The organism is Novosphingobium sp., assembly GCF_965229225.1.
GTDB lineage: Bacteria > Pseudomonadota > Alphaproteobacteria > Sphingomonadales > Sphingomonadaceae > Novosphingobium.
This window is the reverse complement of sequence record NZ_OZ245867.1, coordinates 368,242-383,177: the sequence shown is the minus strand read 5'-3', so window position 1 is coordinate 383,177 and position 14,936 is coordinate 368,242. Positions and strand designations below refer to the sequence as shown.

10 protein-coding genes are annotated in these 14,936 nt (G+C 65.9%); 2 read left to right on the top strand and 8 right to left on the bottom strand.

The features are described from left to right. The first annotated feature begins 110 nt into the window (after positions 1-110). Positions 111-1,838: an amidohydrolase gene (locus tag ACO06X_RS01450; protein WP_421838246.1), complete on the top strand. Its 1,728-nt coding sequence runs from the start codon at positions 111-113 to the stop codon at positions 1,836-1,838. 15 nt (positions 1,839-1,853) lie between these two features. On the opposite strand, the gene ACO06X_RS01445 is transcribed toward ACO06X_RS01450, so the two are convergent. The 4 genes from ACO06X_RS01445 to ACO06X_RS01430 all read right to left on the bottom strand — a co-directional run bounded on the left by ACO06X_RS01445 (position 1,854) and on the right by ACO06X_RS01430 (position 8,117). After that, positions 1,854-4,046 (bottom strand): M10 family metallopeptidase C-terminal domain-containing protein, encoded by a 2,193-nt coding sequence (locus tag ACO06X_RS01445; protein WP_421838245.1) that lies wholly within the window; start codon positions 4,044-4,046, stop codon positions 1,854-1,856. A gap of 110 nt (positions 4,047-4,156) precedes the next feature. Then, positions 4,157-5,350, bottom strand: a complete 1,194-nt coding sequence (locus ACO06X_RS01440; protein ID WP_421838244.1) for an NAD(P)/FAD-dependent oxidoreductase — start codon at positions 5,348-5,350, stop codon at positions 4,157-4,159. Positions 5,351-5,354: 4 nt separating this feature from the next. Next, on the bottom strand, positions 5,355-6,767 hold the full coding sequence (gene lpdA, locus ACO06X_RS01435) for a dihydrolipoyl dehydrogenase (protein WP_421838243.1): 1,413 nt from the start codon (positions 6,765-6,767) through the stop codon (positions 5,355-5,357). A 78-nt stretch (positions 6,768-6,845) separates the two neighbouring features. After that, positions 6,846-8,117 carry a pyruvate dehydrogenase complex dihydrolipoamide acetyltransferase gene (locus ACO06X_RS01430; RefSeq protein ID WP_421838242.1) on the bottom strand — a complete coding sequence of 424 codons (1,272 nt, stop codon included), beginning with the start codon at positions 8,115-8,117 and terminating at the stop codon, positions 6,846-6,848. A 256-nt stretch (positions 8,118-8,373) separates the two neighbouring features. On the opposite strand from ACO06X_RS01430, the gene ACO06X_RS01425 reads away from it, so the two are divergent. Continuing rightward, positions 8,374-8,874 carry a universal stress protein gene (locus ACO06X_RS01425; RefSeq protein WP_421839829.1) on the top strand — a complete coding sequence of 167 codons (501 nt, stop codon included), beginning with the start codon at positions 8,374-8,376 and terminating at the stop codon, positions 8,872-8,874. A gap of 118 nt (positions 8,875-8,992) precedes the next feature. Here ACO06X_RS01425 and ACO06X_RS01420 read toward each other — a convergent pair whose 3' ends face one another. The 4 genes from ACO06X_RS01420 to phaR all read right to left on the bottom strand — a co-directional run bounded on the left by ACO06X_RS01420 (position 8,993) and on the right by phaR (position 14,898). Next, entirely contained in the window at positions 8,993-11,290 is a 2,298-nt protein-coding gene (locus ACO06X_RS01420) for a ribonuclease R family protein (protein ID WP_421838241.1), read from the bottom strand. 37 nt (positions 11,291-11,327) lie between these two features. Then, the gene (locus ACO06X_RS01415; protein ID WP_421838240.1) at positions 11,328-12,647 is read right to left on the bottom strand and encodes a M28 family peptidase; all 1,320 of its coding nucleotides are present in this window, start codon (positions 12,645-12,647) and stop codon (positions 11,328-11,330) included. A gap of 74 nt (positions 12,648-12,721) precedes the next feature. After that, a complete protein-coding gene (locus tag ACO06X_RS01410) occupies positions 12,722-14,272 on the bottom strand; it encodes an aminoacyl--tRNA ligase-related protein (RefSeq protein ID WP_421838239.1) in 1,551 nt (516 codons plus the stop codon). A gap of 65 nt (positions 14,273-14,337) precedes the next feature. Continuing rightward, positions 14,338-14,898, bottom strand: a complete 561-nt coding sequence (gene phaR, locus ACO06X_RS01405; RefSeq protein ID WP_421838238.1) for a polyhydroxyalkanoate synthesis repressor PhaR — start codon at positions 14,896-14,898, stop codon at positions 14,338-14,340. Between the last annotated feature and the right edge of the window lie 38 nt (positions 14,899-14,936).

Below are 14,936 nucleotides of genomic sequence, written 5' to 3'. Positions count from 1 at the left end.
GCGGGGCACGGGCAAGGGGGCTGCGCCAGTTTGGCCGCATCGGCCAAGCCGCACCGCGCCCCGTGCAGGCCTATTCGCTCCCGTCTCCCCATGGTGAAAGTTCGTGAAGCATGATCCGATTTGAAGCTCCGAAGCTCCGTGCAGTCCTCCTGGCCGGGGCGCTCCTTGGCTGCGGCCCCGCCTTGGCGCAGCCCGCGCCAATCGATCTGGTCTTCCTGCACGGCACCGTGATCACCCCCTCCGGCGCCGCGCAGGCCCTCGCCGTTTCCGGCGGCACCATCGTCGCGTCCGGCACCGATGCCGAAATCGCCGCGATGGCCGGGCCTTCCGCCCGCACCGTCGATCTGGCTGGCCGCACCGTGATGCCCGGCCTCTACGACATGCACGTCCACACCTACTTCGCCGGGCGCGACAAGCTTTCCTGCCGTTTCGCGCAAGGTGCCGATGCCAAGGCCATCGCCCTTGCGGTCAAGGCTTGCGCCGCCAAGGCAAAGCCCGGTGAATGGATCACCGGCGGCAGCTGGGTCGGCGCCGCGTTCAAGCCAGGCGAGCAGAACAAGCGCCTGCTCGATGCCGCCGCACCGAACAATCCGGTCATGCTCAACGATGAGAGCCTGCACAGCGTGTGGGTCAATTCCGAGGTCCTGCGCATTGCGGGCATCTCCCGCACCACCAAGGACACGCCCGGCGGGGTGATCGACCGCGATGCCAGGGGCGAGCCCACTGGCGTCCTGCGCGAAGTCACCGCGCGCGATATCGAACGGTTCATGCCCAAGGCCACCACCGAGCAGCAGGTGCAGGCGATCAAGGTCGCGACCGACGAGATGCTGTCCTACGGCATCGTCGGCTTCACCGATGCCGCCGTGCGGCGCGAGATGATCGAGGGGCTCTCCGCCTATGCGAGGTCCGGCGGTCTCAAGCAGTACGCGCGCGGCTGCATCGTCTGGGGCCCCAATTCGGGCGATAGCGAGGGCCTGATCCCCCAGCGCCAGGCCTGGAGCGCGGGCCGGCTCCAGCTCGATTGCGTCAAGATGTTCCTCGACGGCGTCCCGCTCGAAGGCCGCACCGCCGTCATGCTTTCGCCCTATGCGCATCGCGGCGGACCGCACGATGATCAGGGCCCCGGCGAAGGGCGCGGCCTCAAGCTGATCCCGGAGAACACGCTCTTTCCCGCCGTCGCCGCGTTTGACCGGCAGGGCATTCAGGTCAAATTCCACGCGGCCGGCGACGGCGCAGTGCGCGAGGCGGTCGAGGCTATTGCCGCCGCGCGGATGGCCAATGGCGATGCGGGTCCGCACCACGAGATCGGCCACAACACCTTCATCGATACCGCCGATGTCCCGCGTGGCCACGAACTGCATTTCACCTGGGAGCTCTCGCCCTACATCTGGTGGCCCACCCCGATCACCTCGGTCGACATCGCCAAGGCAGTCGGCGCCGAGCGGATGAAGCGGCTCTGGCCGATGCGCGACGTGCTGGAGAGCGGTGCCAATGTCGTCACCGGTTCGGATTGGCCGGTGGTCCCCTCGGTCAATCCGTGGCTCGCCTTCGAAACGCTGGTGACGTGGCAGGTTCCCGGTGCGACCGGCGATCCGATCAACGAGGGCCAGCGCATCACGCGCGAGCAGGCCCTGGCGGTCTTTACGCGCAATGGGGCGGCCGAAATGGGCAGGCTCGACAAGGGCGGCACGCTGGAGCCCGGCAAGCTCGCCGATCTCATCGTGCTCGATCGCAACCCGCTGACGGTGCCGGTCGGCCAGATCCACGATACGCGCGTGCTGGCGACCTGGATCGCCGGTGAGCAGGTCTATGCAGCCCCGGCGGAAGGCGGCAGATAGCCGCCTCGTCCCGGATCAGAGAACGAAGTCGCCTGCCGCCAGCGCCGGTGCGCCGTTGCAGCGGATCCAGAAGTCGGCAAGCCCGTCGCCGTTGATATCGCCCTGCACGATGCTGAGGCCGGATATCACTTCCACGCGCAGCTGGCCGGCCACCTTGCTGAAGGCGCTGCTGCCGATGTAGGCAAAGGCATCGTTGCCGGGGCCGTTGGCGCTGTTGGCATCGACGGCCGCAAGATCGATCCGGTCGCCATCCGTGCGGCTGAAATCGCTGATGAGGTCACACGTCCAGATGGCGAGACCCCCGAAGTCACCACCGGCAAATCGGAACGTGTCCGCACCGGCACCGCCGATCATCACGTCGCGCGCCGCCCCGCCAATCAGGATATCCGCGCCTCCACCGCCCTGCAGCTGATCGTTTCCGCCCCCGCCCGAAAGCACGTTGTTCGCAGAATTGCCGTTGATCAGATTCGCCAGTTCGTTGCCCGTGCCGTCGATCGCCGCCGAGCCGGAAAGCGTCAGGTTTTCAACATTCGCGCCAAGCGTCAGGCTGATCCAGGAAACAATCAGGTCGCGCCCGGCATCGATGGCCTCGATCACGACATCTCCGGCATTGTCGACAGCGTAGATATCGTTGCCAAGGCCGCCCGCCATGGTGTCGGCACCGGCGTAGCTGTTCAGCACGTTGTTGCCGCTGTTGCCGGTCAGGGTATCGTTGAAGGCCGATCCGGACAGATTCTCCACAGCCGTCAGCGTATCCCATCCGGCGGCTCCAGTGTTCTGCGCACCCGTCAGCGCAAGGTTCACGGTCACCGGCCCGGTTGCAGAAGTATAGAGCACCGTATCGATCCCGCCGCGGCCATCGATCACGTCGTTCCCGGCACCGCCCACGAACACGTCATTCCCGCCGCTCCCGAGCAAGGTGTCGTTGAACGCGCTGCCGATCACCGCCTCGACTGAAACGAGTGTGTCCGATCCAACCTTCGCCACGTCTCCGGCAGCCGTACCCGCCGCAGTTCCTGCCGTCAGATCGACCGTGACCGCCGCCTGCGCCTTGCCATAGTTGACCGTGTCCTGCCCGCTACCGCCGTCAAAGCTGTCCTTGCCGCCATCGGCCCCGGCGTTGAAGGTGTCATTGCCGTCGCCGCCCGCCTCGGTATCGTCGCCGGACCCGCCGTCCAGCGTATCGTTGCCCGCCCCGCCGAACAGTGTGTCTGCCCCGCCATTGCCGGAAAGCACATTGGCCGCGTCGTTGCCGGTGATGGTGTCTGCGCCCGCCCCGCCGCGCGCGTTCTCGATCGTGCAGCCAAAGGCAATGCCGATATTGGCATCGAGCAGGGTGTCGGAATACGTCAGTTGCGAATAAGTCCCCGGCACCAGCGTGACCGTGCAGCCCAGGCTGAACGCACTCACATCCAGCGTATCGGTTCCGCCCGCATCCCAGATCGTCTGGTAGACCGGCTGGCTCGGCGTGAACGTATAGACGTCGTTGCCCGTGTGGTACGACATGTTCGCACCGTAGATCTTCTGCACCGCCGCGATGTCGTAGACCATCGGTGAGATGACGAGATACTGCGCCTGGGTCGATCCGGGCTTGAAGTAGAAGTTACCTGCAGGCTGGGTGTACGACATGATCGTGTAGCGCGCGTCGTCATAGCCCGCCGGAATGATATTGCCCTCGAACGGATGATCCAGCCCCAGCGCGTGGCCGATTTCGTGCATCATCGCGAGGAAATCGTAGGTGTAAGGCTGGAACGTCCCCGTCTTGACCCCCGGCTCGATCCAGATGTCGCCATGCGCCGGCCCGGCCCCGTTGGAGATCCACTGGCAATAGCCCCAATAGTCCGGGCTTACGGCAGAGGAGTAACCCACGCGGATGTCGCCGACATTACCCGCAGCGTCTTCTGTGATCTTCGTGAACTTCACGTTGGCGACATCGGCCCAGCGCTGAAAGGCAAGGTCGATCCCCGGAATCTGCGCGCCAGTCACGCCGAAATGCTGGGTCGCGGTCGGTTCCGGGCCATAGCCGGTCACGAATTTCGAGGCGAAACCGTTCAGGAACACGAAGCTGTAGCTGATCTGCGTCGAGCCGCCCGCCTGCCCGGCCCACTTCGTGCGAAACGCAGCGTCAGGTGAAAAGAGCGAATCGATGAATGCGTCGCCGGAGAGGGCAAAGGAGCCTACGCTGCCGTTGGATGTGTACTGCGTCATGACGCTCTCCCTCGGCTGGAGGTCCTGAATGGCCGAGCATGCATCATCGCGCACCGGACCTTGCCGAATAGTTCCACCGTAAGCTTAATCCCGCAAGTGCCGGGTAACTTTCATGAAACCTCCGCCAGCGCTGCCGCAGCGGCGTGCGCGCTCGCCCAGGCCCACTGGAAGTTATAACCGCCGAGCCAGCCAGTCACGTCCACCGCTTCGCCGATGGCATAGAGCCCCGGCACGGCATTCGCGCCCATCGTGCGTGAGGAAAGCCCCGCCGTGCTGATCCCGCCCGCCGTCACTTCCGCCTTGGCAAAGCCTTCGCTGCCGCTTGGCGTGAATATCCATTGCCGCAGCCGCGCTTCTGCCGCGCGCAGCACCTTGTCCTGCGTCTGGCCAAGCTCGCCCGCCACGCCCACGCTTTCGGCGAGCCGCCCCGCCAACCGCTCGGGCAGCGCCGCGCCCAGCACCCGCGCCATCGCCGCACGCGGCCGCTCGCGCTTGGCGGCCAGCAGCCAGTCCGGCGCCTGATCGGGCAGGAAATCGATCGCCACGCTTTCGCCTGGCCGCCAGTACGAAGAAACCTGCAGGATCGCAGGCCCCGAAAGCCCCCGATGCGTGAACAGGGCCGCCTCGCGAAATGCCGCCTTGCCTGCGCGTGCGATCACGTCGGCTGAAACCCCGGAAAGCTCGCGAAACAGCACGTCCTCGCCGGAAAGCGTCAGCGGCACCAGCGCCGGGCGCGGCTGCACCACTTTCAGGCCAAAGCGCCGGGCCAGATCATAGGCAAACCCGCTCGCGCCCATCTTGGGGATCGAGGGCCCACCGGTCGCGATCACCAGCGCTGGCGCGGACAGGGTCTGCGCGCCAAATTCCACGCGGAACAGCCCATCACCATGTTCCACCGCGCCCACCGGCTCGCCGCAGCGCAAGTCCACCCCGCCCGCGCGGCATTCCTCCACCAGCATCGCCACGATCTGCTTGGCCGAGCCATCGCAGAACAGCTGCCCCAGCGTCTTCTCATGCCACGCAATGCCATATCGCTCGATCAGCGCGATAAAGTCCGCCGGCGTATAGCGGCTGAGCGCCGAGCGCGCGAAATGCGGGTTTTCCGACAAATAGCGGTCCGGCGCGGTATGGAGGTTGGTGAAGTTGCACCGCCCTCCCCCCGAAATCAGGATCTTCTTGCCCGGCGCATCAGCATGATCGAGAAGCGCCACACGCTTCCCGCGCTGGCCTGCAAGGCCCGCACAGAACAGCCCCGCTGCACCCGCGCCCAGCACGATCACGTCATGCGTGGGCACGGCGGCCACTGGATCAGATATGGATCGCGCGCCCGTACGCCGCGAGCACGCTCTCGTGCATCATCTCCGAAAGCGTCGGGTGCGCGAAGACGGTGTGCATCAACTCGGCCTCGGTGGTCTCGAGCGTCTTGCCCACGACATAGCCCTGGATCAGCTCGGTCACTTCCGCGCCGATCATGTGCGCGCCGAGCAGTTCGCCGGTTGCCGCATCGAACACGGTCTTGATGAAGCCCTCGGCCTCGCCGAGCGCAATCGCCTTGCCGTTGCCGATGAACGGGAACGTGCCGACCTTGAGCTCGTAGCCCGCTTCCTTGGCCTTGGCCTCGGTGAGGCCCACGCTCGCCACCTGCGGGTGGCAGTAAGTGCAGCCCGGAATGTTCAGCCGGTCCATCGGGTGCGGGTGGACTTCGGTATTGCCCAGCGCCTGCGCGATGGCTTCCGCCGCAATCACGCCCTCATGGCTCGCCTTGTGCGCCAGCCACGGCCCCGGCGTCACGTCGCCGATAGCCCACACGCCCGGCACATTGGTGCGGCCAAAGCCGTCGATGGCGATGATCCCGCGCTCGGCGGCAACGCCCAGCGCTTCGAGGCCAATGTTCTCGGTGTTGGGCACGATGCCGACTGCGACGATAACATGACTGAAGTCGTGTTCGGCTGCCGCGCCTTCCTTGCCCTTGATCTTCGCCTTCACGCCTGCCGCGCTCGTGGCAATGCTTTCCACGCCTGCGCCGGTCAGGATCTTGATCCCCTGCTTGGTCAGCGATTTCTCGAGGAACGCAGAAACATCGGCATCTTCCACTGGCACGATCCGGTCCATCATCTCGACGACCGTAACATCCGCGCCCATGTCATTGTAGAAGCTCGCGAATTCGATCCCGATCGCGCCCGAGCCGATCACCAGCAGCTTGGTCGGCATGGCAGGCGGCACCATGGCGTGGCGGTAAGTCCAGATGCGGTCCCCGTCGGCCTTGGCAAACGGCAGATCGCGCGCGCGCGCACCGGTCGCCACGATCACGTGCTTGGCGGAGAGCACTTCCGTGCCCTTCTCGCCCGTCACTTCGACCTGACCCGCGCCCTTGAGCACGCCCGTACCCATGTGCACGGTGATCTTGTTCTTGCGCATCAGGTGCGTGACGCCCTGGTTCAGCTGCTTGGCCACCCCGCGCGAACGCTTCACCACCGCATCGATATCCGCGCGGATGTTGTCCGCCGCCAGGCCATAAGAAGCGGCATGCTTCATCTGGTTGAACACTTCAGCCGAACGCAGCAGCGCCTTGGTGGGAATGCAGCCCCAGTTGAGGCAGATTCCGCCGAGCAGCTCGCGCTCCACGATGCCGACCTTGAGGCCCAGCTGCGCCGCGCGGATCGCCGCGACATAGCCACCGGGGCCCGAGCCGAGGACGAGAAGATCGTATTGGTCAGCCACGTTTATGCTCCTTCAGGTCGGCAACTGCTTTAGCCCGCTCGTGCAGGCGCGCCGCTCTCAATATGATCAGGCAAGCTCTCAGGCCACGAGGGCCAGCGGCGCTTCGATCAGCGTCTTGAACGCCTGCATCAGCTGCGCGCCTTCCGCTCCGTCGATGGCGCGGTGGTCGAAGCTGCCGGTGGCGGACATGACGGTGGCGATCCCCAGCGCATCATCGATCACATAGGGCCGCTTCTCGCCCGCCCCGATCGCCATGATCATGCCCTGCGGCGGATTGATCACCGCCTCGAACTGCTTGATGCCGAACATGCCGAGGTTGGAAAGGCTGGCCGTGCCGCCCTGATACTCGTGCGGGGCCAGCTTGCCTGCCTTGGCCCGCGCGGCAAGGTCGGCCATATCCTTCTGGATCGCCGAGATCGACTTGACGTCAGCCCCCGTCACGATCGGCGTGATCAGCCCGCCGGGAATCGAGACCGCGACGGCAATATCGGCGCGCGAATAGCGGATCAGGTTATCGCCCGCGAAGCTGACGTTGGCATCAGGCGCAAGGATCAGCGCCTTGCCCAGCGCCTTGATGAGGAGGTCGTTGACCGAAAGCTTCACGCCCTGCCCCGCCAGCGCTGAATTCAGCTCCGCACGCAGCTTGAGCAGCTTGTCGAGGCTGATATCGACCGTGAGGTAGTAATGCGGCACCGTCGCCTTCGCTTCAGTCAGCCGGCGCGCAATGGTCTTGCGCATCGAGGAGAGCTTGACTGCCTCGTGCGGGATATCGGTGCTGAATGGCGCAGGCGCGGCAACAGGTGCCGGAGTTGCCGCAACCGGCGCAGCCACGGCTGCGGGCGCTGCCGCTGCCGGAGCCGCATCCAGATCGGCCTTGATGATCCGTCCGTGCGGGCCGCTACCGGTCACCGTGTTGAGGTCAATGCCCTTCTCGCCTGCGATGCGCTTGGCCAGCGGGCTCGCCACGATGCGATCACCAACAGTTGCCACCAGAGCAGGAGCAGGAGCAGGAGCCGGCGTCGCCGCAACCGGAGCCGGCGCAGGAGCAGGCACCGGTGCAGCCGCTGCCACAGGTGCCGGGGCTGCTGCCGGAGCCGCATCGCCCTCATCCTCGCCCGCGATCGTCGCGATCACGGTGCCGACCTTCACGCCCTCGGTCCCTTCGGCCACGTCGATGGCCACCACGGTGCCCTCGTCGACTGCCTCGAATTCCATGGTCGCCTTGTCGGTCTCGATCTCGGCCATGATATCGCCCGAGGAAACCTTGTCGCCAACCTTCACCAGCCACTTGGCCAGCGTGCCTTCCTCCATCGTGGGTGACAGCGCGGGCATCTTGATCTGGATCGGCATGGGCAGCTCTTTTCCCTTATGGTTACCGGGGCCTGGTTTGCGAGGCCCTGCGCCGGGAGGAGCCATCTGGCCTCCCCCACCTTGCGCGCGCCTCTTGGCACATGGCGCGCCATTTCGCCACCCGGGCAAGGCCGGTCAAGTCTCTTGGTGCTTGCCCTGCATACGAATTAGGCCAATACGCAGAGCGCCGCAGTACGACCGGCAATGCGATCGGCGTGGACAATGACCATTTCGCAAGGGGGCAGGCATGGTTGGCATGGCAAGCGAGGCTGAGGGCACGCCGGGCGCACAAGCGCGCGCGGCCAGCCGCGTCTATCTCGTCATCATGGACGATACCGAGGAAGCCGCTCGCGCACTGCGTTTTGCTGCGCGCCGCGCCGTGCGCACCGGCGGCACCGTCCACATCCTCGCGCTCGTGCCCCGGCAGGAATTCGTCGTGTTCGGCAGCATTCAGGCGACGATCGAGGCTGAAGCGCGCGAGCGTGCCGAAGATCTCGCCCGCGCCGCTGCTGGCAGTCTCGCCAGCGAATCAGGCCTCCAGCCCGCCGTTGCCGTGCGCACCGGCAGCGGCCCGCAGGTTGTACGCGAATACCTCGGCGAGCATCCCGAAGTCTCCGCGCTGGTGCTGGGCGCAGCGGCCGATGGCAATCCCGGCCCCCTCGTCACCCATTTCACCTCGCACCTCGGGCAGCTGCCTTGCGTGCTGATGATCGTGCCCGGCGGCATCGACGAACGCGGCATCGATTCGTTCAGCTGACGGGCGCCGTTAGAGGTCCCCTCCCCCAGACCGCTCGTGCTGAGCTTGTCGAAGCACATTGCACCACGGTCGCTCCAGCACCCTTCGACAAGCTCAGGGTGAGCGGATCTGGAGAAAGCTACTTGCGCCGCCCCTGATGGCGGATATTGCGCGGCCGCCCGCGCGGCCCCAGCATGAAACCGCCGGTCTTTTTCGGTCCACGGTCATGCGGTCGCCCCCCGCGTGGCTCGATCCGCCCCGCGCCATCGGGCAGTTCCACCGGCTCGAACTTCAGCGCGCCTGTCAGGGGGTTGGCCTCGGCAAGTCGCAGCTTGAGGATCATCCCCATGGCAAAGGTTTCGCCGGTCTCCTCGCCCACCAGCACCTGCCGCTTCTCGTCATGGGCGAACCGCTCGGATCCCAGCGTCGAGACCGGCACCAGCCCATCCCCGCCGAGCCCGATGATCGTCGCAAACAGGCCGAATTTCTGCACGCCGGTGATCCGCGTATCGAAAACCTCGCCCACCCGGCCCGAAAGCCACGCCGCGACATAGCGGTCGATCGTCTCGCGCTCGGCTTCCATCGCGCGCCGCTCGGCCTTGCTGATCACATCGCTGATCCGTGCCAGATCGCTGCGGTCCTGGTCCGATAGCCCGGAGGTGGCCGGAATCTCGCGCGCTTCGGGCCGCGGCTGCTCCAAGTGCCAGCTGTCCACCAGCGCGCGGTGGACCAGAAGGTCCGAATAGCGCCGGATCGGCGAGGTGAAGTGCGCATAGCTGCCCAGCGCCAATCCGAAGTGCCCCGCATTGCGCGGCCCGTAATAGGCCTGGGTCTGGCTGCGCAGCACAGCTTCCATCACGAGCGCCTTTTCCGCTTCGTCGGTCACGTCCTTGAGCATGCGGTTGAACAGCCCCGGCGTGATCACCTGCCCCAGCGCGAGCTTTCGCCCCAAGGTCGCGAGATAGTCCTTCAGCGCCACCAGCTTCTCGCGGCTCGGCGGCTCGTGGATGCGGTAGACAACCGGGGCAACCTTGGCCTCCAGCGCCTTGGCCGCCGCCACGTTCGCCGCGATCATGAAGTCCTCGACCACCCGGTGCGCATCGAGCCGCTCGCGCAAGGCAATCTCGGCAATCTTGCCCTTCTCGTCGAGCATCACGCGCCGTTCGGGCAGTTCGAGTTCCAGCGGATCGCGGTTGGTGCGGGCCTTTTCCAGCAGCCTCCACGCCGCCCACAGGTTCTGCAGATGCGGCGCAGCCTCCCGCGCATCGATCCGCCGCTGCGCTTCCTCGTAAGCAATCACCTCGGCAATCCGCACCAGCGCCCGGGTGAAGCGCCAGCCCGTCACCCGGCCTTCAGCGTCAATGGTCAGGTGGCAAGCCATCGCCGCCCGGTCCGCGCCGACCTTGAGCGAGCAAACGTCCGAGCTCAGCACATGCGGTAGCATCGGCACGACGCGGTCGGGGAAATAGACCGAATTGCCCCGCTTCCTCGCCTCGCGGTCCACCGCGCCGCCAGGCCGCACATAAAAGCTCACATCCGCAATCGCGACGACCGCGCGGAAGCCGCCTTCTCCATCGGGTTCGGCCCAGATCGCATCGTCATGATCGCGCGCGTCGGTCGGGTCGATGGCCACGATCGGCAGCGCGCGCAGGTCCTCGCGCTGATCTTCGGAGAGCGCCATGCCCGCCGCTAGCGCCGCTTCGTCCTGCGCCTCCTGCGGGAATACGAAAGGTATGCCGTGCTTGTGGATTGCGATCAGGCTGAACGCGCGCGGCGCCAGCGGATCGCCCAGCACCTCGGTCACCTTCAGCCCAGCGCGCGGGCTTTTGCTGACGGGCTCGCCCAACACGAGTTGGCCCTCTGCTGCCCCGCCCAAGTCCGCGATAGCCACAGCGTTGCGCACACGCTTGTCCACAGGCGCGAGCCACGGCTTGCCGGCCCCGTCGAACTCGACAACGCCCAGCACCTGCTCGGTCCGCGTCGGCAGCTTCTTCATCACATGCGCAATGAGGCCCCGGCCCGCTTCTTCGGTCCGCGCCAGCACCCGGTCGCCCACTTTGAGCGCGGCCTGCGCGCTCTTTCCCTTGCCGCGCGGCTCGATGATCCGCACGCGCGGCGGCGGCGCGCCGTCATCGGGCTGCCAGGTATCCGGGATCGCCAGCGGCTGGCCGTCTTCAATCTCCAGCACGCGCAGCACCGTAACCTTGGGCACCCCGCCCATGCGGTGGAACGCGCTGCGGTTGCCGTCGATCAGGCCTTCCTCAGCCATGTCCTTGAGCAGCGCTTTCAACGCGATCTTCTCGGTGCCCTTCAGCCCGAAGCCCTTGGCGATTTCCCGCTTGCCTGCCGGTTCCTCGCTCGCGGCGATGAAATCCAGCACTTGCTGGCGCGAGGGCAGGCCGTCGGGCCCGGTGGGTGTCTGCTTGCGAATTGCCATCACAAACCTGTGAGCGCTGCGCGGCTCAATAGCAAGGTCAGGGCTTGGCAGCGGCTTCCGGCAGATAGGCCCCGCCCGGCACCGCAGAGGCCACCGGGCTTTCCGCCCCGTCCGCGCTCACCGCGCTCACGCCGAAGAACCAGTCATCCCCGCGCACGCCCTCAAGCCGGAGATGCGTCTCCGGCGTCTCGGCCAAAGGCTTCAGTTCCCAGCCCGGCGCATCTGTCCTGCGCTGCCATACGCGGTAGCGCGCTGCACCCGGCACCGACGTCCAGGCCACCTCGGTAAAGGTCTGCACGGCCGCCATGACCTTGGCCACCGGCGGCATCGGGGCTCCCGCCAACGCCGCCAGCGCGCGCACGTTAAGCTTCGTCACCTTGGCGAGATAGGGAAAGTCCATCGCCTCGGGCAGATCGCCGAACGGCCGCCCCGCCTCGGTCCGCACGTTCTGGTGCTGCCGCTCGTAGTTCTCGACCGCCACGGTAAACCGCACCGCCGGATAGCCGAGGGCCTGAAACGGCAGGTGATCCCCGCCACGCCCCATCCGGTCCGCACGCCAGACCTGCCGCACCGCCAGCCCGCTATCGCCGAGCCCCGCCAGCCAACGCGAGAGATTGCGCGAGGGGCTGTCGTTCTCACCGCCGATGGAACGCTGCGCATCGCGCGCCTTCTCGCTCGCATCATCGCGCGGCCCTTCGGAAAACACGCGCACATGGGCGTCATCGACCAGGCCATCAGACCCGCGCGAATTGCCGACGATATCGTTGTTCAGCACGGCCTTGACGGTCCAGCCCTGCTGCTTCGCGTAGTCCGCCAGCAACTTGCCGCCATAGAGCCCCTGCTCCTCGCCCGAGAGCACGGCATAAACGATCGTTCCGGCATACTTCTGCTTCGAAAGCACCCGCGCCGCTTCCAGCACCAGCGCGGTGCCCGAACCATCGTCGTTCGCGCCCGGCGCAGTGCCTGTGGCATCGAGCGGATCGGAGTTGCGGCTGTCGATGTGCCCCTGCACGATCACGACCTCATTGGGCCGCTCTGTCCCGCGCTGGATCGCCACGACATCGACAAGGCGAGTCGGCGAGGGCACACGGTCGCCCTGCACCACGGTTTCGGGCAGCACGATCTCGAGGCACCCGCCGCAGGCCGCACCTGTCTTGCGAAACTCGGCTTCCGCCCACTTGCGCGCCGCGCCGATCCCGCGCTTCGGATCATCCTGCGAGGAAAGCGTATGCCGCGTGCCGAATGCGACAAGCCGCGCGATATCGGCTTCGAGCCGGGCTTGGGAGACGCCGTCATCCGGTGCCGCGAAAGCAGCGGCTGGCAGGGTGGCGAGAAGGAACGGGAGGAGCTTTTTCATGCTCCAACCCATACCCCAACCTCCGTTCGTGTCGAGTGAAGTCGAGACACCAAGCCCCGACCCCGCCCCAAAGTTCAGTACGCGCGCGCCACCAGAATGCGCTCCACCGCAGGCTCGCCGGTAAACGGGCACAGCCCCTCCGCCGGCGCCGCATCCATCGGCGTGTTGCGGATCGTGAGTTTCAGGGCCTTGAGCTGCTCCACCACCTTGTCCAGCGCGGCACCTGTCGGCCGCGACCAGCACAGTTCCACCCAGCCCGGAAAGTCCTTGTCCTCGGAAAAGAACGCCGCGAGCCCTGCAAGATCGCTGATTCCGCGCTCGATCTGCGCATCGCGCCGATCCCGCGCCTCAAGGAAAAGCGCGCTCTGGATCGCCTCCAGTTCGTCCACCGCCGAGGAGACGAAATCATCCTGCGCCATGCCGACGAAATTGGCCTTGCCATCCTCGCGCCACAGCCGGTCGCGGCGCAGCATGGAAACCTGCCCGCCTTCCGCATCGCGCCCGCCGATCTCGAGGATCAAGGGCACACCCTTTTTCACCCAGCCCCAGCGCTTGGCGGTCGCCTTGCCCGGCCGTTTGTCGAGCAGCACGCGCACCTTCTCGTCAAACGCCGTCAGCGCCGCCAATTTGGCGCGCAGACCGGCGCAGTATTCCAGCAGCGCCGCATCGCCGTCGTTGTCGCGCAGCATCGGCAGAATCACGATCTGCTGCGGCGCGATGCGCGGCGGCGTGCGCAGGCCATCATCGTCGCCGTGCGTCATGATCACGCCGCCGATCATGCGCGTCGAAACGCCCCAGCTCGTGGTGTGGCACAGCGCCTGCTGGCCTTCCTTGTCCTGATAGCGGATGCCCGCCGCTTGCGAGAACGTGGTGCCGAGGTAGTGCGAAGTGCCCGCCTGGAGCGCCTTGCCATCCTGCATCATCGCCTCGATCGAGAACGTCTCGACCGCGCCGGGGAAGCGCTCGTTCTCGGGCTTCGGACCCGCGACCACCGGCATCGCCAGCACGTCCTCGGCAAAGCTGCGGTACATTTCCAGCGCGCGCAGCGTCTCGGCCATCGCGTCCACCTCGTCAGCGTGCGCGGTATGGCCTTCCTGCCAGAGGAACTCGCTCGTGCGCAGGAACATGCGCGTGCGCATTTCCCAGCGCACGACGTTGGCCCACTGGTTGGTCAGCATCGGCAGATCGCGCCACGACTGAATCCAGCGCGCCATGGCAGCACCGATCACTGTTTCGGAAGTCGGGCGCACGATCAGCGGCTCTTCGAGCTTCGCCTCGGGATCGGGTACCAGTCCGCCCTTGCCATCCCCGATCAGGCGGTGGTGGGTGACGACCGCCATTTCCTTGGCAAAGCCTTCGACGTGCTCGGCCTCACGCGCGAAATAGGAAAGCGGGATGAACAGCGGGAAGTAGCAGTTCTCGACGCCCGCTTCCTTGATGCGTTCGTCCATCAACTTCTGGATGCGTTCCCAGATGCCGTAGCCCCAAGGCTTGATCACCATGCAGCCGCGCACGCCGGATTCCTCGGCGAGTTCGGCTTCGGCGATCACCGCCTGATACCACTGGGCGAAATCATCCTGCCGCAGGACGGGCAGGGCGTGCTTGATCGTTGCGTTCTGGCTCATGCTGGCCGGTTAGGGCGCAAACGGGATTCGGGCAATCCTCGTATCACGAGGATGCCCGGCCCTCTTCAGCCCGCGAGCTGGTCCAGCTTCTTCTGCATGTCGGCCATCTGCTTGCGCAGCACGGCCAGTTCATCGTCAACCGGTGCCGCTGCGGCTTTCTCTGCATCGGCAGCCTGGACCGCGCCGGGCACGAATGCCGCAGTTGCGGCCTTGAACAGTTCCATGTTGCGCTGCGCGATTTGCGCCAGCGGATTGGCACCGATGCTCTCCTCGATCGCCTTCCGCAGCTTGACCTGGTTCTCGCGGAAATGCTCCATCGAGGCTTCAAGATAGCCCGGAAGAAGGGCCTGCATGGAGTTTCCATACATGGCAATCAGTTGGCGCAGGAAGCTCGTCGGCAGCATCTGTTCGCCGCTGGCTTCTTCTTCCATGATGATCTGGGTGAGGATGGTGTGCGTCAGATCGGCACCCGTCTTGGCATCCAAAACTTTGAATTCGATGTTTTCTTTGACCATCTGGGCAAGGTGGTCAAGCGTGATGTAGCTCGAAGTGCGCGTGTTGTAGAGCCGCCGGTTGGCGTACTTCTTGATGATGACGGTATCGCCGTCCTTGCCTGCGTTTGCCATTTTTATCTGCGCCCTGTTGGGATTATGCATCTGCTTTT